Source organism: Gloeobacter violaceus PCC 7421 (assembly GCF_000011385.1).
Classification (GTDB): Bacteria; Cyanobacteriota; Cyanobacteriia; order Gloeobacterales; family Gloeobacteraceae; genus Gloeobacter; species Gloeobacter violaceus.
In genome coordinates this window covers 1,457,898-1,481,848 of the sequence record NC_005125.1, presented here as the reverse complement: position 1 = coordinate 1,481,848, position 23,951 = coordinate 1,457,898, and the positions used below count along the sequence as shown (strand labels likewise).

22 protein-coding genes are annotated in these 23,951 nt (G+C 61.9%); 4 read left to right on the top strand and 18 right to left on the bottom strand.

The window, feature by feature from the left end; all coding sequences use genetic code 11:
* Positions 1 to 85: 85 nt before the first annotated feature.
* From GLL_RS07185 to GLL_RS07175, 3 genes are all read right to left on the bottom strand, one after another.
* Complete coding sequence (locus GLL_RS07185) at positions 86 to 778, bottom strand: Uma2 family endonuclease (RefSeq protein ID WP_011141382.1); 693 nt, start codon at positions 776 to 778, stop codon at positions 86 to 88.
* 101 nt (positions 779 to 879) lie between these two features.
* Positions 880 to 1,263, bottom strand: a complete 384-nt coding sequence (locus GLL_RS23410) for a TonB-dependent receptor (RefSeq protein WP_269446172.1) — start codon at positions 1,261 to 1,263, stop codon at positions 880 to 882.
* Positions 1,209 to 3,551 carry a TonB-dependent receptor plug domain-containing protein gene (locus GLL_RS07175; protein ID WP_011141380.1) on the bottom strand — a complete coding sequence of 781 codons (2,343 nt, stop codon included), beginning with the start codon at positions 3,549 to 3,551 and terminating at the stop codon, positions 1,209 to 1,211. The genes GLL_RS23410 and GLL_RS07175 overlap by 55 nt, the downstream gene beginning before the upstream one ends.
* Positions 3,552 to 3,738: 187 nt before the next feature.
* On the opposite strand from GLL_RS07175, the gene GLL_RS07170 reads away from it, so the two are divergent.
* The 3 genes from GLL_RS07170 to cobM are packed head-to-tail and all read left to right on the top strand — an operon-like array spanning position 3,739 to position 5,725.
* Entirely contained in the window at positions 3,739 to 4,329 is a 591-nt protein-coding gene (locus tag GLL_RS07170; RefSeq protein ID WP_164929616.1) for a pseudouridine synthase, read from the top strand.
* Positions 4,330 to 4,331: 2 nt separating this feature from the next.
* Complete coding sequence (locus tag GLL_RS07165; protein WP_011141378.1) at positions 4,332 to 4,967, top strand: Uma2 family endonuclease; 636 nt, start codon at positions 4,332 to 4,334, stop codon at positions 4,965 to 4,967.
* Positions 4,964 to 5,725, top strand: coding sequence for a precorrin-4 C(11)-methyltransferase (gene cobM, locus GLL_RS07160; protein WP_011141377.1), 762 nt, complete (start codon positions 4,964 to 4,966; stop codon positions 5,723 to 5,725). Before GLL_RS07165 ends, cobM begins: the two co-directional genes overlap by 4 nt.
* 114 nt (positions 5,726 to 5,839) lie before the next feature.
* Here cobM and GLL_RS07155 read toward each other — a convergent pair whose 3' ends face one another.
* The 10 genes from GLL_RS07155 to GLL_RS07110 form a co-directional block, all read right to left on the bottom strand.
* A complete protein-coding gene (locus GLL_RS07155; RefSeq protein WP_164928765.1) occupies positions 5,840 to 6,499 on the bottom strand; it encodes a hypothetical protein in 660 nt (219 codons plus the stop codon).
* Positions 6,500 to 6,874: 375 nt separating this feature from the next.
* Positions 6,875 to 7,072, bottom strand: a complete 198-nt coding sequence (locus GLL_RS07150) for a ribbon-helix-helix protein, CopG family (RefSeq protein ID WP_164928764.1) — start codon at positions 7,070 to 7,072, stop codon at positions 6,875 to 6,877.
* A gap of 170 nt (positions 7,073 to 7,242) precedes the next feature.
* Positions 7,243 to 10,188, bottom strand: coding sequence for an AfsR/SARP family transcriptional regulator (locus tag GLL_RS07145; protein WP_164928763.1), 2,946 nt, complete (start codon positions 10,186 to 10,188; stop codon positions 7,243 to 7,245).
* A 416-nt stretch (positions 10,189 to 10,604) separates the two neighbouring features.
* A complete protein-coding gene (locus GLL_RS07140) occupies positions 10,605 to 10,916 on the bottom strand; it encodes an SUF system Fe-S cluster assembly protein (protein WP_011141375.1) in 312 nt (103 codons plus the stop codon).
* Positions 10,917 to 10,921: 5 nt separating this feature from the next.
* Positions 10,922 to 11,368: a Fe-S cluster assembly sulfur transfer protein SufU gene (sufU, locus tag GLL_RS07135; RefSeq protein WP_011141374.1), complete on the bottom strand. Its 447-nt coding sequence runs from the start codon at positions 11,366 to 11,368 to the stop codon at positions 10,922 to 10,924.
* A complete protein-coding gene (locus GLL_RS07130; protein ID WP_011141373.1) occupies positions 11,368 to 12,621 on the bottom strand; it encodes a cysteine desulfurase in 1,254 nt (417 codons plus the stop codon). The genes sufU and GLL_RS07130 overlap by 1 nt, the downstream gene beginning before the upstream one ends.
* Complete coding sequence (gene sufD / locus GLL_RS07125; protein WP_164928762.1) at positions 12,618 to 13,934, bottom strand: Fe-S cluster assembly protein SufD; 1,317 nt, start codon at positions 13,932 to 13,934, stop codon at positions 12,618 to 12,620. The genes GLL_RS07130 and sufD overlap by 4 nt, the downstream gene beginning before the upstream one ends.
* A gap of 10 nt (positions 13,935 to 13,944) precedes the next feature.
* On the bottom strand, positions 13,945 to 14,703 hold the full coding sequence (gene sufC / locus GLL_RS07120) for a Fe-S cluster assembly ATPase SufC (protein ID WP_011141371.1): 759 nt from the start codon (positions 14,701 to 14,703) through the stop codon (positions 13,945 to 13,947).
* A 15-nt stretch (positions 14,704 to 14,718) separates the two neighbouring features.
* Positions 14,719 to 16,167, bottom strand: coding sequence for a Fe-S cluster assembly protein SufB (gene sufB / locus GLL_RS07115; protein WP_011141370.1), 1,449 nt, complete (start codon positions 16,165 to 16,167; stop codon positions 14,719 to 14,721).
* A gap of 15 nt (positions 16,168 to 16,182) precedes the next feature.
* Positions 16,183 to 16,662, bottom strand: a complete 480-nt coding sequence (locus GLL_RS07110) for an SUF system Fe-S cluster assembly regulator (protein WP_011141369.1) — start codon at positions 16,660 to 16,662, stop codon at positions 16,183 to 16,185.
* 164 nt (positions 16,663 to 16,826) lie between these two features.
* On the opposite strand from GLL_RS07110, the gene GLL_RS07105 reads away from it, so the two are divergent.
* On the top strand, positions 16,827 to 16,967 hold the full coding sequence (locus tag GLL_RS07105) for a hypothetical protein (RefSeq protein ID WP_164928761.1): 141 nt from the start codon (positions 16,827 to 16,829) through the stop codon (positions 16,965 to 16,967).
* Between the two features lie 329 nt (positions 16,968 to 17,296).
* On the opposite strand, the gene GLL_RS07100 is transcribed toward GLL_RS07105, so the two are convergent.
* From GLL_RS07100 to GLL_RS07080, 5 genes are all read right to left on the bottom strand, one after another.
* Entirely contained in the window at positions 17,297 to 18,196 is a 900-nt protein-coding gene (locus tag GLL_RS07100; RefSeq protein WP_011141368.1) for an alpha/beta fold hydrolase, read from the bottom strand.
* Between the two features lie 79 nt (positions 18,197 to 18,275).
* Complete coding sequence (locus GLL_RS07095) at positions 18,276 to 20,555, bottom strand: M28 family metallopeptidase (protein WP_164928760.1); 2,280 nt, start codon at positions 20,553 to 20,555, stop codon at positions 18,276 to 18,278.
* Positions 20,556 to 20,658: 103 nt separating this feature from the next.
* Complete coding sequence (locus GLL_RS07090) at positions 20,659 to 21,213, bottom strand: Uma2 family endonuclease (RefSeq protein ID WP_011141366.1); 555 nt, start codon at positions 21,211 to 21,213, stop codon at positions 20,659 to 20,661.
* A 41-nt stretch (positions 21,214 to 21,254) separates the two neighbouring features.
* A complete protein-coding gene (locus tag GLL_RS07085) occupies positions 21,255 to 22,466 on the bottom strand; it encodes a DUF790 family protein (RefSeq protein ID WP_011141365.1) in 1,212 nt (403 codons plus the stop codon).
* Positions 22,453 to 23,859: a DEAD/DEAH box helicase gene (locus GLL_RS07080; RefSeq protein WP_011141364.1), complete on the bottom strand. Its 1,407-nt coding sequence runs from the start codon at positions 23,857 to 23,859 to the stop codon at positions 22,453 to 22,455. Before GLL_RS07080 ends, GLL_RS07085 begins: the two co-directional genes overlap by 14 nt.
* Positions 23,860 to 23,951: the final 92 nt, after the last annotated feature.

Sequence of the window (23,951 nt, the reverse complement as noted above, 5' to 3'; positions counted from 1 at the left end):
GCGGTTTACCCCTGAATGCTATCAAGTTGGAATCGACCGGTAACGGCATAGCGCCCTGCCGTCCGGCGCCGCGCGGGGGGATAGTTCAAAGGGTATCCGGATCGACCCCCAATTCCCGCAGCCGTTGTGCAAGAACCTCGGCCCTTTGCTCCGCCTGCCGACGGGCTTGGCTTTCGCGCGTCAACTCCTCAGCCAGCTCTGAAGGGATAAGCAATTTCTGCCCGGTATCTTCCCGGTAAAAACCGATCAGCTCACCCTCGATCTGCAGGCGCAGCCCTAGCGGTTCACTGCGGCCGTCGCGGATGCGGATGTAGCGATCGGTCGGTTCCACTTCCGTCTCGATGCGGGCTAAGCGGTAACCCAGCAGCTTCTCTTCGATCCACTCCCCTTGTGGATCGAACAACCAGTACTCCCGGACCCCCAGGCTTTCGTAGAGATCCCTTTTAGTCTCCAGGTCTTTGTCCTGGGTCTTTTTGGAGGTGATCTCAAAGACAACGGCCGGTACCTGACCCTCCTCCCAGATTCTGAAGCTGTCGCGCCCACCCGGGGCGACATCGAAGATGACCATCACGTCGGGGGCCACCCGCAATTTCGGGTAACCCTGGGCGTAGTAGAGAAACTGGTTGGCAAGCACCGTGGCCTGGCGTCCCGCGAGGTACTGCCTGAGCACCTCCAGGGTGACGAGGATGGCGTAGAGGTGTACGAAGGTTTCCGCCACAGGTTCACCGTCGCCGCTGGGGTAATGGATATCGGTTGCAAAGGGAGAAAGGGAGACCATTGGGGCTCCTCCACGGACGCTTGTCCCCAATATACGCCCCTGCGTAGACAAAAACCGCCCCAGGCGGGGCGGTCGAATCGTGATTGGAGCTGGAGTGCGGGTTACCCGCCGATTTCGAAGCGGCCTCCGACGCGGAAGGTGGTTCCCGGTGCCGGATTGCCGTCAAGAAATTCGAACTGGGTATCGGTCAGGTTGAAGACGTTGCCGGTGAGGGTGAAAAAGGAGGTGATCGGGATTTCGACCGCCAGATCCAGAGTCGCCCAGGAAGGAACGAAGACATTGGACCCGAAACGCCGCTTGCCCGAATCGTAGCGCCCAGTTAAACCGACTAGCAATCCTTTATTGGCATAGGTGAGGGTGGCCACCAGGTTGTTGAAGGGAATACTGCCATTTTGATACTGGTAGAAGTAGGCTCCGTTGACGATGGAGTCTACCAGGCCGAAATTGCGCGCATCCGTGTTCGTCCATGCCGCCCGCAGGCGCAATTCGTTGGTAATCGCCCAGTTAGCCTCCGCCTCGATGCCCGGGCGCGCTGCCCGGCGATGTTCTGGATCTGCTGGACGATCGGCGACTGAAAGGTCGGCGAATCGGGATTGTCCGCGTCGGGGTTGACGAAGGTGATCGCTGTGAAGGTGTCGTTGAGGTAGGTGCTGAAGTAGGTGAACCGGAAACCCAGGTTCGGTGCCGGGGTAAGGTCGATGCCCACATCGTAGGTGATGCCGGTCTCGGGCCGCAGATCCGGGTTGTCGATGAAGAGGCCCGAAATCACGTACAGATCGGCGATGTTGGGGGCGTTGAAGACCTGCGACCAGTTGCTGCGCAGCGAAATCCAGTTGGTCGGGCTGTAGCGCACGCCGACGCCGGGGGAGAGCACTTCGCCGAACTGGGAGCTGCTCGTCCAGCGCAAGCCGATATTGGCTTTAAGCTGTTCGCTGAAGCTGATGTCGTCGATCAGAAAAATCGACGTGCGGGCGATGGCCCGAGTGAAGAAGCTGCTGCCGCGACTCTGCTGCTGGTTGACCCGGTCTTCGACAAAGTTGACGCCGAACTGGAGATTCTGGCCGGGCGAAAGCTGCCAGTTGAGTGCCGTCTGTGCTTCGAACTTCTGGCCGTCGGAATAGGGCTGGGTCGCCCCCTGAAAATCGATGCGGTTGAGATTACCGGCACCGGTCGGATCGATACCGAAGATGTTGGTGTTGATGAAGTAGGGCGAGGGGCGGAAGGTGGTAAACAACTGTCGCAAGTAGTAAACGTAGCTGTTGACCGAAGTCGTGGGCGTCAGCTCATAATCCCAGTTGAACGAGATGTCGGTGTTGGCGGTGTTGCGCTTTTGGAAGAACAAAATGTTGCCCACGGCCGCCTCGGCAGCCGGGTAAGGAACACCCGTCGGAAAAGTGACCCTGCCGTCGGTGCTGGCATTAAAGGCATTGGGAAAGCCGAACTGGAACTGGGTGGTCGCTGTTCCCACCGCGAACTGCCCTCCTGTGCAGGCTACTTCATTGCCGTTGCGGTCGAGCGGCACGAAGCGGTCGCCGCTGATGGTGCCGTTGGGGTCGGCCGAAAAGCCGGTGATGCAGTTGTTGAAAGAATTGGCGCCGGGACCTTGATCGTCAAAGTTGCGGTTGGCTTGGTTGGCACGTAGGGTCAACCGGTTGGTGGGATCGGGTTTGAAGACCAGCTTGGCGGTGTAGTTGTCCTGAGCGTTGTAGGAGGAGTCGGCAATGCCCTGGATGGTGATGGGTGGGCCAAGCTCGGGTTTCATGAAGCCGAACAGATCGACGGCGCCGCTGTTGTCCGGGTCGCCCGGGCCGCCATAGCCGAAGGAGTTGGTGCCGTTGGGATAGATACTCGGATCGATATTGGGGGTGGTGACCTGGGAGTTCTGGTTGACTGTCGGTCCGTAGTACTGGGCTGAACTCGGGATGGTGTATTTGAAGGGATAGTTGTTGAAGGCTACCAGGCTCGAAAAGGCGAAGTTGTAGCTGAAGGTGTCGTCGCCGCCACCGTACTTGCCCAGGTAGCGCGAAAATCCATAGGAACCGGCCTGGTATTCGAGCGTCAGCTTAGGGAGCCCCTTGGGCGTCTCGGTGATCAAGTTGATGACACCCCCTACCGAGCCCGAGCCGTACCGAAGCGTCGCACCGCCGGTCACCACCTCGATGCGCTCGAGATCATCCAGCAAAAACTGGGCAACGGCGGAGCGGCCGTTCTGGGGGAAGGTCTGGGCGAGCCCGTCGCGCAACACCAAGAAGCGCTGATCGTTGAAGCCGCGCAGGAAGTTGCCGCCGGCGTTGCGCACGCCGCCCAAAGACGGCTGACCAATAAATCCAGGAATAATCTGCAGCGCGTCGGTCGCCGTCTGGGCGCCCTGGGCTGCAAAGTCCTCCCGCTTAACGGAATAAGTCGTGGCGGTGATGTCCCGCTGGCGGGTGAGGCGGCGGGTGGCCGTCACCGAGACTTCATCGAGAATGTCGGTCGTTTCGTCGGCAGGCTGGTCGGCCGGGGCTGGTTCGGCCGGGGTCGGTGCCGGAGGCGGCGTCGGTGCCTGGGCTGTCACCGGGGCCGTCCAGTCCCACAACGCCGGTCGGGCCTGCAAGTCCGCCGCCCGACCCCGGCTTTGATCGAGCAGTGCTTTGGCCCCTTCGAGGGAGACCGTCTGGCTGTTGGCCGCTACCGTGGCGACGGGTCCGGCATAAGCCGCAGGCACCGCGGTGAATGCGGGCAGGAGAACCGCCCAGGCAAGGGCGCCTCCCAAGCGAGATGATGTGTTCATGAACCGTCCACTCCTTCGATTGAGCGAAGCGCCCCTTTACTCCCCAATTTGCAGGAGAACAGGGTATACGCTGTCCGCAGATGGGCAATAGCGTAGCAGCCGATTGGCAGGCCGTTGTAATGGCCGTAACGTTTTGGTGAATTGATAATGGTTTGCAGGTCAAAACACTTGTACAGGAGGGGTTCCGCTGCGCTATCTGCTTTTCAATAAGCCCTACGACGTGCTCACCCAATTTAGCGGTGGAGAAGGACGGCATACGCTCAAAGATTATATAGATATTCCCGGCGTTTACCCGGTGGGGCGGCTCGACCGCGACAGCGAAGGGCTGCTGCTGTTGACCGACGACGGCGCCCTGGCCCATCGGCTGACCGATCCGCGCTTCGCCCACCCGCGCACCTACTGGGTGCAGGTGGAAGGCACACCGGACGGCGAAGCGCTGGGGCGCCTCGCGGCGGGAGTCGAGATCCAGGGGATACGCACCCGCCCGGCGACAGCTGTGGCGATTGCCGAGCCGGACCTGCCGGAGCGCCCGGTGCCCATCCGGGTGCGCAAGAGCATTCCCACCAGTTGGATAGCGCTCACCCTCACCGAGGGCCGCAACCGCCAGGTGCGGCGGATGACGGCGGCGGTGGGCTATGCGACCCTCAGGCTGGTTAGGGTGGCGATCGGTGCGCTCAGCCTGGGCGATCTCGCCCCCGGCCGGTGGCGGGAGCTGAGCGAACGGGAGTTACGGTTGATAACATCGAAGCCTAGCCGGTCCCACATCGGGAGATTTTGACAATGCAGAGCCTGGCACAAGATTTCTCCTCCTGCAGCCTGCTCAGGAACGTTAGTTGGGAGACTTTTGAGCGGCTGTTGGCCGAACTGCCCGAGACGCGCGGCGTCCGTTTAAAGTATTGGCGCGGGGATCTTGAAGTCGTGACACCTTCAGACGAACACGAAACGCAGACCGAAATGCTGGGGCGGTGCGCCTACGTGCTGATTGAAGCGTTGCAACTGCCCGTGCGTAGTGTCGGCTCGACCACCTTTCGCCGGGCGGACCTTGCAGCGGGCGTCGAGCCCGACAAGTCTTATTACATCTACAACGCTCCATTGGTCCGCCGCAGACCCATCAACCTGGGTGTCGATCCACCGCCGGATCTGGTGATCGAGATCGATGTGACTAGTTCTTCGCTCAACAAGCTTGCCATCTACGCTGCCCTGGGCGTTCCCGAAGTCTGGCTGTACCGTGCAGGTCGGCTGCAGATCCACCGGTTTCAGCAAGGGAGTTATCAGTCGAGTGTGCGCAGCGGCCTGTTTCCTTTCGTCACCTCAGCCGATCTGCAGGCGGTGCTCGGCGCGGCCGAGGAGGAAGTGGCCATCGCCAATTTCCGGGCCTGGGTAAAGCGGCAAATCGAAGGACAGCAACCTACATGACGACTTTGCATCCTGTTCAAATTATTGGTGCCGGTCCGGGCGATCCGGATCTCATTACTGTGCGCGGCCAGCGGTTGCTCGCCCTCGCGGACACCGTCTTCTACGCCGGATCGCTGGTGCCGGAGGGATTGCTCGATTGGTGCCGGCCCGAGGCCGAACGCATCGACACCCGCTCGCTCACCCTCGAAGCGATTTTGCCGGATCTGCTCGCGCGGGTGCAGACCGGTCGGCGGGTGGTGCGGCTGCACTCGGGCGATCCGTGCCTCTACGGGGCGGTGCACGAGCAGATGGTGGCCCTGGTCGAAGCAGAGATCGAATTTGAAATCGTGCCGGGGATCAGTGCCTTTCAGGCCGCTGCCGCCACTCTCAAAGTCGAACTGACCGTGCCGGGGCTGGTGCAGACGATTATCCTGACGCGGGCGAGCGGCCGTACCGGCATTCCCGCCGCCGAAGAACTGGCGGGCCTGGCGGCCCACCGCGCCTCGCTGTGCCTGTATCTGAGCGCCCACCACGCCACCGAGTGTGAGGAGCGTCTGCTGGCCCACTATCCACCCGAAACACCGGTGGCCGTCTGCTACCGCCTGGGTTGGCCCGACGAGCGCATCGTGCGCACCCGCCTGGGTGAACTTGCCCGCACGACGCGCGAGGAGAAGCTCACCCGCACGACCCTGTACGTGATCAGCCCTGCCCTGGAAGCCGCCCCGTCCCGCTCCCGGCTGTACCACCCTGAGCACAACCATCTGTTTCGGGCGAAATGAGGTGTCTCCTGACACCTTACCCAAACATGGCCACACTAACGGAGCCGATATGACAGGTTCAGCACGCCTTTGAGCAATTCTCTCGTGAGGCCGATTATCCTACTGCTGCCATTGTCAGCTGTGCGAGTAAAGTCCCCTACTCAGAAGTTCATGCTCCAAGTCGAAGATAGATTTGTGCGTAGCTAGAGCCAGGGGGTGGTCCCCTTTCTTAATTGCCGCTCCATACAACGTTTGAAGCCCAGAGAGCGCTCTGTATCCAGCCTCATAAACTCCTGAGCTTTTTTCGGCTAGCTCCACACGCTCAATGAACGTTTCTCGCTCTTCAGAAGTTTCACACTCAGCGAGCTTACTAGGTTTTGCAGCCTCCTCCACCTCTAGAGAATCATTGAAAGAGCCATCGAGAAGATGCTCTCTGATAAACTCTGCTCTGTTTTTGGGAATGTTCTCTATGCCATTCTTTTCCAGAATTTTTGCAATGTCATTATCTACCTCCTCGGCTCCAGTATCCGGATTCAGATATAAGGATTCCTCTAAAACATCGAGCAGTTTCAGACTGTCTGAGTCAAGTTTCAGACGGTAGGCAAATTCGGGGCTTTGTTCGACAAAGCCGATAAGGGTAAACTCCAGCAAGTAACCCACTACATCCAGCCTGTTACCAGCAAAACCCTTGCAGTATTTTTCGATGTCGTCAATAGTCTTGAATGCGCGCAGACTCACTGAAAGAGCCCTGTAGATCAGAAATCTTTCATTCGGCAGGTTGACGATTATAAACATTGCTTGACTCCTGTTATTGTTGATGAACTGTTTGTACTCAACTCATGATCTGCTCGTCGGAGCAAAGGATATCAACGCTCTCTTTATTGTGCGCAGCAATGTATTGAAGACCATCCCCATTGATGTACAATCTTCCCCTTCTGTTGGAAGATCATACAACTGGCTTGCATACATCCGTAAAGCGAAAAGCTGCCTTGTGTGAGTATTCATTCAAATCAATACCGGTCATCTGAAAGGTGAGCGGAACCGTTGCAGGTAAGTGAATTCCGCCCCTAGGAGCATGGACATTCATTATGAGTCTCCTGTTGGTTCTTTTGAATATAAAACTCTTCCCCAAGCATTTACATGAGATGTCTGGGTAACTATGCCCGGGCTTTATGGGTCTAGTTCAAGGCTCTCGACTAAGGCAGAACCCTGCTCAGCAAATTGTTTGGCAAACAGCAGTAATGCTATGCGCATCAGATTGCTCTGAGAGACTTTCGTCTTTTTCTGAAGCTCCTTTAGTAGCTCGGCTTCCGGCGGTCTTAGGTAGACAATGATGCGGGTGTTTTTGGGCGTTGCTGTTTCGTCCATCGATTGCTCCCTCTCGCATCCCATGTTTCAAGGATAGCAACAACAACACCAGCTGTCACCAGCTGAGCACCAATAATGCCAGTAGTACATTCTTGACCACTTTTGGTGTGTAGTTTTGCCTGCCAATGCCGATGACTACATCGGCCATACAAGAGGTCAGGGCATGGAGTTCAGTTTTCTTGGGCCTCTGCACCGGCGGCGTGCTGTCGGGCCAGGGCAAAGGCGGCTTCGCGGGTGAGCGCGCGCCCCACAAGCCAGGTCGAGGCGAACGCCGCCTCGCCCAACCGGGTGCGGGCGGAAGCCAGAAACGGCTCGTGGAAGTGCTGTACCTCCGGACCCAAGGGCGATCCGTACGCCTCGCTCAGGGCTTCAGCTGCGGCATAGAGCCGCACAGAACGCATCGACCGGCCATGGACGGCGGCCAGAGCGGCCAGACCGCCCAGCACCCAACTGACTGAACTTTCGCGCGCATCGAGATCTTCGAGCAGGGCGAGAGCCTCGCTATACTGCTGCTCTGCACGCGAGTACTCACCCGTCGCAAGAGCGATCTGCCCCAGGCCCGCCAGACAGAGTGCCGTGACGAACGGTTCGCCCAGGGTGCGGCTATGCTCCAGAGCCTCCAACAGTAAGTTGTGCGCCCGGGCCGGGTTGCCGGTATGAAACTGCACGGCCGCGCGCAAAAAACGGGCCAGCGCCACCTCGGCCAGGGGTAAGCCGTACTCCTGCTCGCGAATCAGGCTCTGTTCGAAATGCTCCTGGGCCGCGGCGTGTTCCCGCCCGTAGTAGGCCGCCATCCCGAGGCCCGCCGCCGCCACGGCCAGACCGGCGGTGTCCCGCAGTTCGAGACACAACCGTTCGCTTTGGCCGTACCAGACTGCGGCCTGCGCCGCATCGCCCTGGCGCAGCGCCAGCATACCGACGCCAGCCAGCAACCGGGCCAGTATCGGTCCGGACAAATGTTCTCGCCGGGCGAGGATCGCCTCGTGCCAGCGCCGACCCTCGCTCAAATGGCCGCAGAACCACCAGAACCGGCACAGCGCCGTTGCCAGGCGGGCCGCTGCCTCCGCCCGCCCGTGGGCAAAGGTCCAGTGCAAAGCGGCCCGCAAATTTTCGTGCTCGACTGCGAACCGGCGGTACCAGCTCCCCTGCTGCGCGCCCCGCAGGTGCGCCTCGGAAGCTGTCGCCCACTGCAGAAAATACTCGCCGTGCCGTTGTTGCACCGCTTCTAGCTCGTCTGCGGCCTCCAGCTCCGCCAGAGCGTATTCGCGGAGGGTCGCAAGCATGGCAAAGCGCCTTTCTGCTTCAGCGACGGGCTCCTGCTTGAGCAGGTGGTGATTGGCAAGCGAGAGCAGTTCTGCCGCCGGGTCGCGCCCGCTGTCGTCCGGATCGCTGCAGACGGCCAGCGCGGATTCCACCGACCAGCCGCCCGCAAAGACCCCCAATCGCCGGAACAATTGCCGCTCATTGCACGGCAACAGGTTGTAGCTCCAAGCGATCGCCTGGCGCAAGGTCCGGTGGCGGTTGGGGACATTGGCGGGACCATCGACCAGGAACGGCAGGCGTTTGTCGAGTTGCTCCAGCAGGGCCGGCGGGTCAAGCCGTGCATTGCGGGCTGCGGCCAACTCGATGGCCAGGGGTAGCCCGTCGAGGTGGGTGCAGATGGCCGCCACCGCCGGAGCCACCGCCGGGGTCAGCACAAAGTCGCGCCGAGCAGCCTCGGCGCGGGCGGCAAAAAGTTGTACCGCCTCCGACGCGCAGATTCGCTCGTAAGTGAGCGGCCCTTCAGAAGTCGGCAAGGCGAGGGGGGGCACGCCAAACTCCCACTCGCCGTACAGGCGCAATCGCGTGCGGCTGGTGATCAATATTTTGAGCAGCGGACAAGCGGAAAGCAGCTCGGCGACGATCCCAGCGGCCTGGGTGATGTGCTCAAAGTTATCCAACACCAACAGCGCCTGCCGCTCCCGCAAAAAAGCGACCAGGCGCTGCAGGAGCGTCCCCGCGCCGGACTCCTGCACCGCCAGAGCGTGGGCGATTGCCACCGGCAGCAGTGCCGCATCGTCCAGGGCCGCGAGTCCTACGAACCAGACGCCCTCTGCAAAGTTCTGCCGACGCGCCTGGGCTACCGCCAACGCCAGTCGCGTCTTACCGGTACCGCCCACGCCGGTGAAGCACACCAGCCGCACCTCTTCGCGCGTCAACAGTTCCCCCGCCGCCAAGATCTCCTGCTGCCGCCCCACCAGTCCCGTGAGCGGTGCCGGCAAGTTCCCCGGCCCCGGAACTGCTCGGCGCCCTGGGGCGCTCGAAGCCAGGGCTGCAGGCTCCGGCGGCCCCAGGGCGCCGCTGCGGATCTGTTCGTACAGCGCCGTCGTGGCAGGCTCCGCCTCCAAGACGCCGAGCGCCTCGGCGAGTACCTTGCGGCAGCGCTCATATTGTTGCAGTGCTGCTCCACGCTGCCCGCTATAGGCCAGGGCCCGCATCAATGCGCAGTGGGCATTTTCGTTCCACGGTTCGAGGGTGAGTTGCCGCCAGGCGTAACGCTGCACCTGTTCCCAGCAGCGCTGTTGTTCGTAGTAGGCGGTGATCGCCGCGCAGGCCGCCAACGCCTGCAAGTGCAACTGTTCCCGAATCGGAACGGCCCAGTCTTCGAACGCTTCACAGCCCGGCAGATTCGCCTCGCCCAGAAAAGGACCGCGGTAGAGGGCGACGGCCTGCTCCAAAAGCAACACACGACCGGTGACCGCAGAGTCGTCGTTGGGCTGTCGTTGAGCATAAGCGTCGAGCTGTGCGATAAACGCCGTAATATCCAGGGTGAAATCACCGGCCCGGTTGAACTGGATGGTGTTGCGGGTAGCGATCAAAAACGGCACCTGGGCCAGATGATCCCCCAACACCTGGCGCAGCGACAGCAGGGCCTTGCGCAGATTACCGCGGGCGACGGCACTTGATTGATCCGGCCAGAGCAATGCCGCGAGGGTGTCGCGGTGGTGGACGTAGCGCGCCTCGACGACCAGATATGCCAATAAAAGACGCACTTTCTCGTAGGCAAAATGCGGCAACAGCCGCCCATCCAGCGTCGCTTCAAACGGACCGAGCAGTGAGATCGCCAGCCGTGTCAAGATTTTCCGCTCGTAGTGTAGTGAGGATAGTCGCTCCAACGATACGTCAACCCGCTGACAAATGGTCGGTAGTTTCACGCGACTTTCACGCTGTTTTGACGTTCTACTGACGTTGGCTGGTTAACCTTACAACAGACTTATCGCTCCGGCCCGCTCTTGAGGACGCAGGTGCTGACCGTGGCTAGAGTCAGCTTGGGTGTGTTGAATCAGTGCAGTGCCCTGGCTCAGGGCACTGCCAGGGGATCCCCGATAGCGCTCGCAGTGGCGCTCTTTCCGGACCACATTGCGCAGATGAATACCCCCCTTCCATACCGCTACAACGTCAGTCCTGTATCTCTGCTGCAATACACCCAACCCCCGGCTGGACGAGCGTCCAGCCGGGGGTTCGGTCTTACTGGCCGTATGGCCGGGCCGGGTTAAAAAAGGCCTAGTTGGAGTTTGGCTTCCTCGGGCATGCGTTCGATGGTCCAGGCCGGTTCCCAGACCAGTTCGACCTGGGCAGAGACCACCCCCGGCAGTTCGCGGATTTTCATTTCGACTTCGCCGGGCAGCGAGCCCGCCACCGGGCAACTCGGAGCGGTGAGGGTCATCTGGACCGCGACGTGGCCCGCGGCCACGCTCACGTCGTAGACCAGGCCCAGGTCGTAGATGTTGATCGGAATTTCCGGGTCGTAGACCCCCTTGAGGGCTTCGACCACCTGCGATTGCAGTTCACTGTCTTTGTTCATGGTGGTTACTCCGTCGTCACCGCGCCGCTTCCGCGCAGGGCGGCCTGTAGGGTATGCCAGGCAAGGGTGGCGCACTTGACGCGCACGGGGTACTCGCGCACCCCCGCTAGGATCGCGAGTTTTCCCAACTCCGGGCCGGCCTCGGCACTGCTGTCGGTCACCAGCCGGTGGAAGCGCTCGAACAGGGTGTCGACTTCCTGCACGGACTTGCCCTTGAGCGCGTCGGTCATCAACGAGGCGGAGGCGGTCGAAATGGCGCAGCCGGCTCCCTGAAAGCGGATGTCTTTGACGATGCCGTCTTCGACCTGCAGATAAATGGTCACCTGGTCGCCGCAGAGCGGATTGTGGCCTTCCGCCTCGCGGTTGGCCGCCTCCAGCAATCCGAAATTGCGCGGACGCTTGTAGTGGTCGAGGATCACTTCTTGATAGAGATCGCGCAGATCCGAGAACATCAGCTAAACATCTCCTGCACTTGTTGGATTGCCGCCACCAGCGCATCGACCTCGGCGCGGGTGTTGTAAAAGGCGAACGAGGCGCGGGCGGTGGCCGGCACCTTGAAGCGCTGCATCACCGGCTGGGCGCAGTGGTGGCCCGCCCGTACGGCGATGCCTTTGCGGTCGAGAATCGTGCCGATGTCGTGGGGATGGACCCCGGCCAGCACAAAAGAAAGCACGCTCGCCTTATCGCGGGCGGTACCGATGAGCTTGACGCCGTCGATGGCGCTGAGCGCTTCGGTGGCGTAATCGAGCAGTTCCTGCTCGTAGCCTGCAATCGCCTCCAGGCCGATGTGCTGCACATAGTCGACGGCAACACCCAGGGCGATGGCCCCGGCGATGTCCGGGGTACCCGCTTCGAATTTGTAGGGCAAGTCGCTGTAGATCGTCTTCTCGAAGCTGACCGAGCGGATCATGTCTCCGCCGCCCTGCCAGGGGGACATCGCCTCCAGCAGTTCCGCCTTGCCGTAGAGCACGCCGATGCCGGTAGGCGCGTAGAGCTTGTGGCCCGAGAAAACGTAAAAGTCGCAGTCGAGCGCCTGCACGTCCACGGCAATATGGGACACCGCCTGGGCGCCGTCCACCAGCACCGGAATGCCGCGGGTGTGGGCCAGTTCAATCAAGCGCGCCACCGGGTTAATCGTACCCAGAGCGTTCGACAGGTGCACCACCGCCACCAGCTTCGTGCGCTCGCCCAGGAGTTGCTCGAAGGCTTCAAGGATGATTTCGCCGCGATCGTCGATGGGCGCCACTTTGAGGATCGCTCCTTTTTCCTGGCAGAGCATCTGCCAGGGAACGATGTTGGAGTGGTGCTCCATGGCGGAAATGACAATCTCGTCGCCCGGACCGACGCGCTCGCGGCCAAACGTCTGGGCCACCAGGTTGATCCCCTCGGTGCAGCCGCGCACGAAGACGATCTCGCGATCGCTCTGGGCGTTTATAAATTGCTGCACCTTGATGCGGGCCTGTTCGTGGGCTTCGGTAGAAAGCTGACTGAGGTGGTGCACGCCGCGGTGGATGTTCGAGTAATAGCCGGTGTAGAGTGCGGCGATGGCGTCGAGCACCGCCTGGGGCTTCTGGGTGGTGGCGGCGTTGTCCAGGTAAACCAGCGGCTTGCCGTAGACGGTCTGGCGCAAAATCGGAAAATCGGCGCGCAGGCGTTCGACGGCGGCGGGAGTCAGGGTCCGGTGAGCTTGGGCGGTGAAGGTCATGGTTGCGTTCCGGCAATTCCGGCCTCAAAGGAGAGCCAGGTGTACAAAAGGGTCTCCAGCCGGTCGCGCAGGGCGGCAAGCCGGATATCTTCGAACAGGTCGCCTGCAAAGGCGCGGGTCAGCAGATTTTTGGCTTGCGCCTCATCCAGGCCGCGCGAGCGCAGGTAGAAGAGTGCTTCTTCATCGAGTTGTCCCACGGTGGAGCCGTGGGTGCAGCGCACATCCCCTGCGTAGATCTCCAGTTGGGGGTTGGAGTGCACCAGCGCTGCGTCCGAGAGCAACAGGTTGCGGTTGGTCTGCTTTGCGTCGGTCTTGGCCGCTTCGGAGGCAACAAAGACGTTGCCGTTAAAGACGGCGCGCGCCCGGCCGGCGAGGATACCCTTGTAGATCTGGCGGCTTGCCGCGTGGGGGGCACTGTGGCGCACCCAGAGATGATGATCGACGTGCCGGGTGCCGCCTGCCAGATAGAGTCCGTGCAGGGTCGCTTCGCTGCCGGGACCGGCCAGTTCGGCAAACAAGTCATGGCGCACCAGGCCGCCACCGGCCACGAACGCGAGAGACTTGAAGCGGGCGTCGCGCCCAAGGCGCACCCGCGAGGTCGCCAGGTGAAAGGCGGCGGCGTTCTCCTGCCCGAGGCGGTAGTGGTCGAGGTCGGCGTCGGCTCCCACATCGACAGCGCCGACGGGGCAGGTGAAATGCACACCCGCCCCGAGGCTTGCGTAGGTCTCGATAATCGTGGCCCGGCTGCCCGGCCCGGCTGTGATCCGGTTGCGCACAAACTGGGCGAGGGGCAAATCGGCCCCGGTGGCGATGAACAGCAGGTGAATCGGTTCTTCGACGCGGGCATCGGCCGCCAGATCCACGCACGCCCCGTCCTGCCAGTAGGCCCCGTTGAGCGCTTCGAGCGCTTCGGCGGCCTCGGGAGCAACCGCCCACCGCAGCGCATCCTCTGGCAGACACTCGGCATAACTGCCCAGAAGCAGACCAGACTGCGCTTTGCCGGGGTTTGACAGTTCCGCGCTGAAAAGTCCGTCCACAAATACCAGTTCGCGCGCACCGGAAAAAGTGTAGGGAACCAACTGAACCGGATCGATGGAAACCGGTTCGGCTGCGAGGGTAAACCGGTTTTTCGTGAGGGCCGAAAGATCGGTGTGCCGCCAGTTCTCCAGGCGCCGATGGGGTACTCCGAGCTGTACAAAGCGTCCCATCGCCGCGCGCCGCGAGGCAAGCACCGCTTCAGCCTCGCCCGGGCGAGCGGCAATAAAAGGCTCGAAGTCGGGAACGAACACGTTTTTTTCGATTGCAGCGGGCATGGCAGACTCCCTAGGCACCGACGGTCACCTCCGCTTCGAGCCAGCCGTAGCCTTTTTCTTCGAGTTCGAGGGCCAGTTCACGCCCACCCGAGCGCACGATGCGGCCGTTCATCAGCACGTGCACGAAGTCGGGCACGATGTAATCGAGCAGCCTCTGGTAGTGGGTGATGACCAGAAAGGAGCGCTCGGGCGAGCGCAGGCCATTCACACCATCCGCCACGATTTTGAGCGCGTCGATATCGAGGCCCGAATCGGTCTCGTCAAGAATGGCGAGGCACGGTTCCAACAGCGCCATCTGCAGAATTTCGTTGCGCTTTTTCTCGCCCCCGGAGAAGCCCTCGTTGACCGAGCGGCGCAAAAAGCTCTCGGCCATCTGCACGGTCTTGAGCTTCCCCCGCACCAGGGCCAAAAATTCGACCGCGTCCAGTTCGCCTTCGCCCCGATGTTTGCGCAGCGCGTTGAGCGCCGCCTTTAGAAAATAGACGTTGCTCACGCCAGGAATCTCCACCGGGTACTGAAAGGCCAGCAAAAGTCCCGCGCGGGCGCGCTCCTCCGGGGCGAGTTCGAGCAAATCCTGGTCCAGATAGCGCACCGCGCCGCCGGTCACCTCGTACTCCTCGCGCCCGGCGAGCACCCCGGCCAGGGTACTCTTGCCCGAGCCGTTCGGACCCATAATGGCGTGCACCTCGCCGGGGCGGACGGTCAGATCTATTCCTTTGAGGATCGCTTTGCCTTCGACCCGCGCCTGCAGGTTGGTAATTTCGAGCATAGGGTGGTTCTCCATTTAGCCGACGCTGCCTTCGAGGCTGACTTCGAGCAGCTTCTGGGCTTCGACCGCAAATTCCATCGGCAACTCGCGGAACACTTCTTTGCAGAAGCCGTTGACGATCATCGACACGGCATCCTCGGTGGCGATGCCCCGCTGGTTGCAGTAGAAAATCTGGTCCTCGCCGATTTTGGAGGTGGACGCCTCGTGCTCCATGCGCGCCGTCGGGTTCTGCACGTCGATATACGGAAACGTGTGCGCCCCACAATCTTCGCCAATCAACAGCGAGTCGCACTGCGAGTAGTTACGCGCCCCATCGGCACCGCTCAAGATCTTCACCGCCCCGCGGTAGGTGTTCTGGCCGTGGCCCGCCGAGATGCCCTTGGAGACGATCGTGCTTTTGGTGTTCTTGCCGATGTGGATCATCTTAGTGCCGGTATCGGCCTGCTGGTAGTTGTTGGTGAGCGCCACCGAATAGAACTCGCCCACGGAGTTGTCGCCCTTGAGGATGCAGCTCGGGTACTTCCAGGTGATGGCCGAACCCGTCTCCACCTGCGTCCAGGAAATCTTGGAGTTGCGGCCCTCGCAGCGGCCCCGCTTGGTAACGAAGTTGTAGATGCCGCCTTTGCCCTCTTTGTCGCCCGGGTACCAGTTCTGGACGGTCGAGTACTTGATGGTGGCATCGTCGTGGGCAATCAACTCCACCACCGCCGCGTGCAGCTGATTTTCGTCGCGCATCGGGGCGGTGCAGCCTTCGAGATAGCTCACGTAGCTGCCCGCGTCGGCGATGATCAGCGTGCGCTCGAACTGGCCGGTGTTCTTGGCGTTGATGCGAAAATAAGTAGACAACTCCATCGGGCAGCGCACCCCCTTGGGCACGTAGACGAACGAGCCGTCGGTGAAGACTGCCGAGTTGAGCGCGGCGTAGAAATTGTCGCCGGTCGGCACCACCGATCCGAGGTACTTGCGCACCAGTTCGGGATGCTCGCGCACCGCCTCAGAAAACGAGCAGAAGATAATGCCCATCGCCCCGAGCTTGTCTTTGAAGGTTGTGGCCACCGAGACGCTGTCGAAAACCGCGTCGACCGCCACCCCGGCCAGGGCCGCGCGCTCCTGCAAAGGAATACCCAGCTTTTCGTAGGTGCGCAACAGCTCCGGGTCCACCTCGTCCAGACTCTTGGGACCGTCGGTTTTGGGCTTGAGGGCGGCGTAGTAGACGATATTTTGATAATCAATCGGCGGGTAGTGCACGTTGGCCCACTCGGGTGTCGTCATCGAAAGCCAGTGGCGGTAAGCCTTCAGCCGCCATTCGAGCATGAACTCAGGCTCCTGCTTCTTAGCAGAAATCAGCCGGATCACCTCCTCCGACAATCCGGGCGGGACGGTTTCCTGCTCGATGTCGGTGACAAATCCGTACTGGTACTCCTTGCCCGCCAGTTGTTCAATCGTCTGGGTCGAAGTGGTCATGGTCGCTCCGTAAGATCAGCGTAGGGGTGTCTGGACAGCCGCCGGCACCGGGCGTGCGGCGTGGGACAGGACGGGTAGTTCCTGAGGCCAGGGAGCAATCAGTTCGCTGAGACTGATGCCTGAGAGGGCTTGCTGGATAACGGCGTTGATGCGCTGCCACTTGGGCATCAGGGGGCAGACCGCCTCGTGGGCGCAACCGCCCCCCGGCGCATCTTCGATGCACTCGGTGAGTGCTATCGGCCCTTCGAGGGCCGTGACCACATCGGCCACCGAGATCACCGCCGGCGGCAACGCCAGGCAGTAGCCGCCCTTGACGCCGCGCTGCGAGACTAACAACCCTTCACGCGCCAGCAGCTTGAGGATCTTGCGCACAATGGGCAGCGGCAGGTTGACCTGGGCCGCCAACTCGGGCGCCCCGAAGCTGCGCTCAGGATGCGCCGCCAGATGGCTTACCAGCACGATGCCGTAGTCTGACTGCCGGGTGATGCGGATCATGGGCTGTTACCTGCCGTCATACAAGACCATTTTAGTGCTATTTCGAGCTGTGCCGCCCGCGAAAGTGGAACAACGGGCCGCATTTGCTGAATTTGCAAGCCGTAAATTGCGGACAAAGGCAGCCAAGAGAGCCGTAATCGCCACATTTACCAGCGAGCATCACCATGATCGATCTGTTCTGGTCGGGCCTCCCGTTCGAGGGGGCGCCCCTCTGCGCGTACTTTCTGCTGTACTATGCCATCCTCGCCGTCGCCGCTTTTGGCGTGGTAGTCTTTTCGCTGCTGGTGCGGAGATTGCAGTATTGATATATATCAGGCGCTAGGGGGAAACCGTTGACCATCAGGTTTCCCATAGCCTTTGCCCTCACCGCCTCACTTCTCAACACTTCTGCAGCCCAACGGCCAGCCAGCCCCATCGCCGCAGTCGACACGCGTCGTGCAGGCCCTGGAAGAATAAACCGATCCCACCCACCGACTCTCCCGCCCACCATGCCGCTAAGTCCGGGGGGGTGTCGGGGGGGTGGCACGCCCCTCGACGCGGGGAGGAGGAGAGCGCGAGAGGGGAACCCGAAGGGGGTTCCACCTCTCGCCCCACAGATTGTCGTGCAACACCAGGTGCCAGGGAAAACCGTTGCTCAGGCGGCGGCGGCAAGGGTGGCGAGGGCTTCGCGGATAGCGGATGCTGTGGTGGCCGGCAGTTCCAGTTGAGGTGTGAGGCCCACGTCTTCGATCGCTTTAAAAAAGCGGACTTGGTTGCTCAAGGCGGCGAGGCGCTCACCCGTATCGGGAGAGGCGTACTTCGATTGGGCACCCCAGAGGATGGCCACCGGCACCGTCAGCCGCGGCATCCATTCGGCCAGGTCGAAGCTGAAGTTGCCCTTGAGAAACGAGTAGGCGGCGTACTGGCCGTTCGGTTCCGAGGCCGAGGCGTGGTAGGCATCCACGATCTCTTCGCTGATCCGGTTTTCGCGCACAAACAGCGAGCGGCGCAAAAAATCGCGGATCCCGCCGGTGGTGGTGATCAGTTGCGAGTAGACAAACTGGTTGATCCCCGGCAGGTTGCCCACGAAACCAAAGAAGCTGCCGTCGTAAGGCTTGCCGAAGTCCGAAAGTCCCGACGGATTCATGGCGACGATCGCCTCGAAGTACTCGGGCTGTTCGGTCGAAAGCCGCAAGGTCAAAGCTGCAACCACACTCGAGGCGATCACAATCGCCCGGCCGCTCGCCACGTCGGCTAGAAATTCGCCAATCGCCCTCAGGTAATCTTCTTTGCCGTACTCGGAGTCGCGATGCTCGGAGAAGCCCCAACCGGGCAAATCCGGGGCGAGCACCCGGTAGTCGGCCGCAAAGGCCGGGTACACCTTCGACCATTCATAAGAAGAAGACCCACCCCCGAAGCCGTGCAGGAACACCATCGTCTTCGCGGTGGGGTTGGCTGCGGGACAGGACTCGTAATAGTTGATCCGGCCGCTGGAGCTGAAGGCGCTCTTGCGGACGAAGCCCGGAGGCTGAAACAATACCGCGGCTTCCACCATGGTCCACCCGCCTGCGAATGGCCTGGAGCGCAGGGAACGCCCCGTCCACAATCCTAGACAACCGGCGGCAGGACGGCATCTACCGTGCAGCAGACGTAGTTTGACTGGGGCGCAAAATTCCGGTGGCCTTATCTATCTGACCTGCTACCCGCTCCAGGATGGCAGCAAGGATGGCGGACTGTTCGTGCGCTTCGCTCCACTGGCGCTCCTCCATCGCCTCGCGCACCCCCGGCAGCGTCTTGACACCGTAGCCGGTGTACAGCCCCGGCGCGTAGATCTGGTGACGGAACCAGGGCCTGCGGGGCAATCCCTCAACACGCAGCATCGTCCGTTCGGTGGCGATCAGGGCTGCCCCCGCTTCTTTTTGGGCGGCGGGGGGCAGGGGCCGCGCGGCAAGGCTGTCCAGGGCGGTGCGATAGCGCTCAGAACTGGCTCTCAAAGCGGCGGCGGCTGTCTTGAGGGCGGCAAAATCCATGGCCGGAACGGGCGCGTCGGCCTTGGGCGGCACGTAGGGCTGGGTCGGATCGTAGGCCGCTTCGAGGGTCTTCTCTTCGATCTGGCGATTCTTTTCGAGGCTGGCCTCGCGCAATTCACCTTCGAGGGCGGTCACTTCTTTGAGGTATTTTTCAAGCGTGTCGGCGAAGGCGACAAAATCGAAGGGCAGCACCTCGGCGTTCGCGGCGCGCAGCACGAGCCTGCCGGTGGTCTGGGCGAGGGTGGTGCCGTAGCGGTAGCCGGGGTCGATAAAGCGTTCGAAGTACGCCACCGAGTCGTAGCTCGAGTGGTACGACCCGCCCCGGCCTTCGCCGCCGTAGCCCAAGTTGAGGCTGGCGATTCCCAGGTGCTGCAAAAAAGGCGTGAAGTCGGATCCCGATCCAAGCGCCGCGAGCCTCAGATCCGGCCGCTCGCGCGCCTCGCGCCTCGCTTCACCGCTGCCGCCTACGATCCGCCCCGCCCGCACCCGCTCCTTGACGGGGATCTGCTTTTGAGGGTCGATCACATCGCGGGTCACCTCGTTGAAGTAGCGCTCCAGGGTGTGGGAGCCGCCCATCTCCAGAAAGCCCCGGCCGTTGGAATCGGTGTTGATGTAGATTGCCGCTTTTTTGCGCAGTTCGTCCGCGTGGGTTTCCACCCACTCGGTAGAACCCAAAAGTCCCGGCTCCTCGCCGTCCCAGTGGGCGTACACGATCGTGCGCTTCGGCTTCCAACCGCTTTTGGTGAGTGCTGCAATCGCCCGCGCTTCTTCCATAAGCGCCACCGTGCCGCTAATCGGATCGTGGGCGCCGAGTACCCAGGCGTCGTAGTGGTTGCCGCGGATGATCCACTCGTCGGGAAGCTCTGCCCCCGGCAGTCTGGCGATGACGTTGTAGGCGGGCACCTGTTGCCAGTCAAAAGCCAGCTTCAAGCGCACCTTCGCCGGTCCCGCTCCAAGCCGGTAGGGCACCGGCAGTGCCCCGCGCCACTCAGGGGGAGCGAGCGGCCCTCCCATCGCTTTGAGTAAGGGCAGGGCATCGGCATAGGAAATGGGCAGTACCGGAATTTTGACGATCGTGGCGGCGTCTTTGCGTGCCAGGCGCTTGGTGCCCGGCACGGAGCCTGAGCCTGGGGTGAGCGGGTCGCCGGGGTGGGTGGGCATGTCGGCCACCGAGCCGCGCTGGGCGCCGTATTCGTTGCGCCAGGGGCCTTTGGGGTAGGTCTCACCCTGGAAGTAACCGTCCTCTTTAGGATCCGAGTAGATGATGCAGCCGATTGCCCCGCGCTCGGCCGCCACCTTCGGCTTGATCCCGCGCCAGGAGCCGCCGTAGCGGGCGATGACGACTTTGCCTTTGACGTCGATGCCGCGCTTCTCCAGTTCTTCGTAGTCCTTAGGCACGCCAAAATTGACGTAAACCAGTTCGCCCGTCACATCGCCGTCGGCGGAGTAGGCGTTGTAGACGGGCAACTGCCCGGCCTGGGCCGTACCAGCGTCCTCCTTAAGGGGCGGTTCGGCAAGCTTGGCTTTGAACTTCATCGGGGCCACCAGTTCGAGCGAGCGGGTCACAGGCACTGGAAAGAGCACATCGAAGCGTTCGATCTCCGCCTGATAGCCCCAACTGCGGTACTGGGCCACCAGAAATTCGGCGTGTTCTTTTTGAACTGGGGAGCCGACGTGATGAGGTCTGGCCGCGAGCCTCCTGGTCCAGTTCTGAAGGTTGTTTTTGTCGATGAGGCTGTCGAACTGGGCTTCGAGCTTGCGCTCGCGCTCGGTGCCCGCCGCGTCGAAACCGAGCATGGGTTGGGTCTGGGCAGAGATGGGGGTAAAGGGAACGATCAACGAAACAACCAGACTCAGCGAAAGGACGAGCGAGCGACGAAGCATGGAATCCTCGAACAACGGCAGCAGGCAGGTTGAAACCGGCCGTTCCGTATTGTACGGGCAGTCCTCACAGCGTCGGGTGTTCCGGCTGAACACCTTGTAGTCTTCAAGCCCAGATCGCAGCCAGATTCAGCACGAACCCCGGTAGAACCGGCTCGCCGGACAGTCGTTCGGGATTGTCCAGAACTTCGACGGGCAGGCCAGGCCGGTAGATCTCGACCTTGCGCGTCTGGGGGTCGAGGAGCCAGCCCAGCAGAGCGCCGTTGTCGATGTATTCCTGCATCTTGAGCCGCAGTTCCTTCAGCGAGTCGGTCTTGAAGCGCAACTCCGCGACAAAGTCCGGGCACACGGGCGCGAAGCGGTCCTGCTCCTCGGGGGTGAGCGCCTCCCAGCGCTCCCGTCGCACCCAGGAGGCATCGGGGGAGCGGTCGGCGCCGTTGGGCAGCTTGAAGCCGCCGGAAGAATCAAATTCGATGCCCAGCCCATTGGTGTCCGACCAGTTGGCCAATTGCTGGGAAAGCTTGATGTTGCGGTGTGAAGAGTTGCTGCCAGCCGGAGGCATGATAATCAGCTCTCCCTTGGCAGAACGCTCAAAACGAAGGTCGCGGTTCGCCTGACAAAGCTGGAAATACTGCTCATCGCTCAAATCCACAGATTGCATGTCAAGGGTGATATTTTTCAACGCGGGCCTCCTGGATTCAGCTAGCCGAGCGCCTTCAGCACCGCCCGGGCTGAGAGTTTGTCCTTATACCAGACAATTCTGGCAGGCAGATCGTCAAGTTTCACCCCGGCTTTTTCGAGGTTGAGCCGCTCAGAGACCGCCAAAAGCAGATCGGCACAATCGACCCGGCGCACCTGGGAGAATTTTTTGCGCAGATACTCCGGCCGCCAGTAACCGACGATTTCAAGGATGACCGTGCGGCCGTCGGGATGAACGAGCCGAAAGTCAGGGATCATCACGCTACCGGGGATGGGCAGCAGGTGTACCTCGCGCTCCAGTTGCCATTCGGTATCGAGGGCGCTCCACTGCTCGGCAAACGATTGCTCGATCATGCTGTCGAAGGGTTTGCCGGGCGGGTAATGGCTCACTAGACCGCACTCGGCGTCCAGTTGAAAGGTGCCGGTGCGCACGGCCTTGGAGTACGGGTCGCGGTTTTTGAGTTGGGCCATCAGATTCCAGCGCTTGACGTGCAGCAACGCCGGCAGCAGCTTGGCGAGCGCCAGGCCGTACTGGGCGTGCACCTGGAAGAGACTCGTGGGGCCGTCGATGGTGAGGGTGAAGCCGTGCTCGGGATCCCCCTCGATATAGGTCATCAGGCCGAACAGTTTCAAGAAGCGAAACAGATACTTGTACTCGCCGGGGTCGTTGCGGTGGACGTTGAGGCGGACGTGGGTGGCGCGGTAGAACACGCCCTGCACCTGTGCAAGGTTGAAGCGGTGTAAAAGCGCTTTGGGCGAAGGTTCCTCGAATTGGGTCAAAATCCGGTTCTGGGGCAAGTCGGCAAAGAGAGACTGCCGGATCTGGTCTGCGAAGACCGGTTTTCCTAGCTCGGCGCTCAAAATCTCGGCTATCTGCTCCAAGCATTGGGCGGTGTGGTGCTCCCCCGGCGCCTGCTTGGCCGCCAGGGCGTATACCCGGGAGCGCAGGCACTGCGGGTCGATGGGGCTCACCACCTCGAAGGTGCACAGGGACTTGAGCAGATGCACCAGACCGCGCCGCACCCGGTAGTCGGGATGGTCGCTTTCAAGTTCCGCAACCGAGCGGTCGAGTTCGGCCTGGGGTTGACCGTGGGCAGCACGAAAGGCTTCGATCAGTTCCCCGGCCATTTGCAGGTAGTAGCGCTCCAGGCCAAGGCGGCGGGGCACAATCGCCTCGCCGCGGTAGGTGTGGATGAGCAGATCACCGGGAAGCATTGCCTGGGGGCTGGTGGTGGGGACGGGTGTGGGCGTGGCGGCGGGCGCTGGTGCGCTCCTCGAGGGTGTCCTCGGAGTAGACTTCGTAGAGCACTGCGTGTTTGTTCGGGTCGCGGCCTTTGCGTAAAATCCGCCCGAGCCGCTGGATGTACTCGCGCGCCGAGGCGGTGCCCGAAAGCAAAATCGCCACACTCGCCTCCGGCACGTCCACCCCTTCGTTGAGTACCTGGGAAGCGACGACCGCCCGGTACTCACCGGTGCGAAAGGCCGCGAGGATGGCATGGCGCTCCTTGACCGGCGTCTGGTGGGTGATGGCGGGGATCAGGTAGTCCCGGGCGATGCGGTAGACAGTGGCGTTGTCGTAGGTAAAGATCAGCGCCGGTTCCGGATAGTGGCGGACGAGCAGGTCCGCCATCACCCGCAGTTTGCTCTCGGTGCCCATGGCAATGGCGCGCGCCTCGGTATGGGCCTTCATCGCCCGCCGCCCTTCGCAGCTGCGAGCACTTGTTTGTACGAAGCGCTGCCAGCCCTCGGCACTGCCGAGCGAGAGTTTCGCTTCACGCAAAAAGGCGTTGCGCAGAGCCAGCAACTCGTCGTGGCGGGCTTGCTCCTCCGCCGACAGACGCACTTTGAGGCGCACCGTCCGGTGGGGGGCGAGGGCGGTGCCCGCCAACTCTGCGGGCGTGCGTCGGTAGACTTCCGGCCCCACCAGGCCCGTCAGTTCGCTATGGCGACCGTCGGCGCGCTCGGGAGTGGCCGTAAGCCCGAGCCTAAATGGGGCGACGGCGTACTCGGCCACCTTGCGGTAAAAATCACCGGGCAGGTGGTGGCACTCGTCGAAAACCAACAGCCCGTAGCGCCCCCCCAGCGTTTCGGCGTGGATGGCGGCGCTATCGTAGGTGGCCACCAGGATCGGGCTGGTGTCGCGCGAGCCGCCCCCGAGCAAACCCACCGGCGTATCCGGAAAGGCAGCCCGCAGATGGGCATACCACTGATGCATCAGATCCAGCGTCGGCACGGCAATCAGCGTGCTGCGGCCGGTCGACTGCATGGCCAGTTGGGCCAGATAGGTCTTGCCGCTTGCGGTGGGCAGAACCACCACCCCCCGCCGACCGGCGGCCTGCCAGGCGGCGAGGGCTTCTGTCTGGTGCGGGTAGGGCGTCATCTCAAAACCGGGGGTGAGTTCGACAGCCGCAAACGCCCCCGCCCGGTCCTCGAAGCGCGCCCCCTCCGCCTCCAGCGCCTGCACCAGTGCCCGGTAATCCGAAGCCGGGATGCGGAATTTTTCGACCCGGTCGTCCCAGGTGGCATAGTCGATCCAGCCCTTGCCCCGAGGAGGCGGGTGCAAAATCAACGTGCCACGGTCGTATTCAAGCGTCGGGATGCGGGCCATCGGGTGCCGGCTGGGGACTGGGACCATTGTGCCATCCCAGTCGCAATCTCCTTGCCCAAGGTTGGTCGGCACTGCATAATCCGGCACAGAAT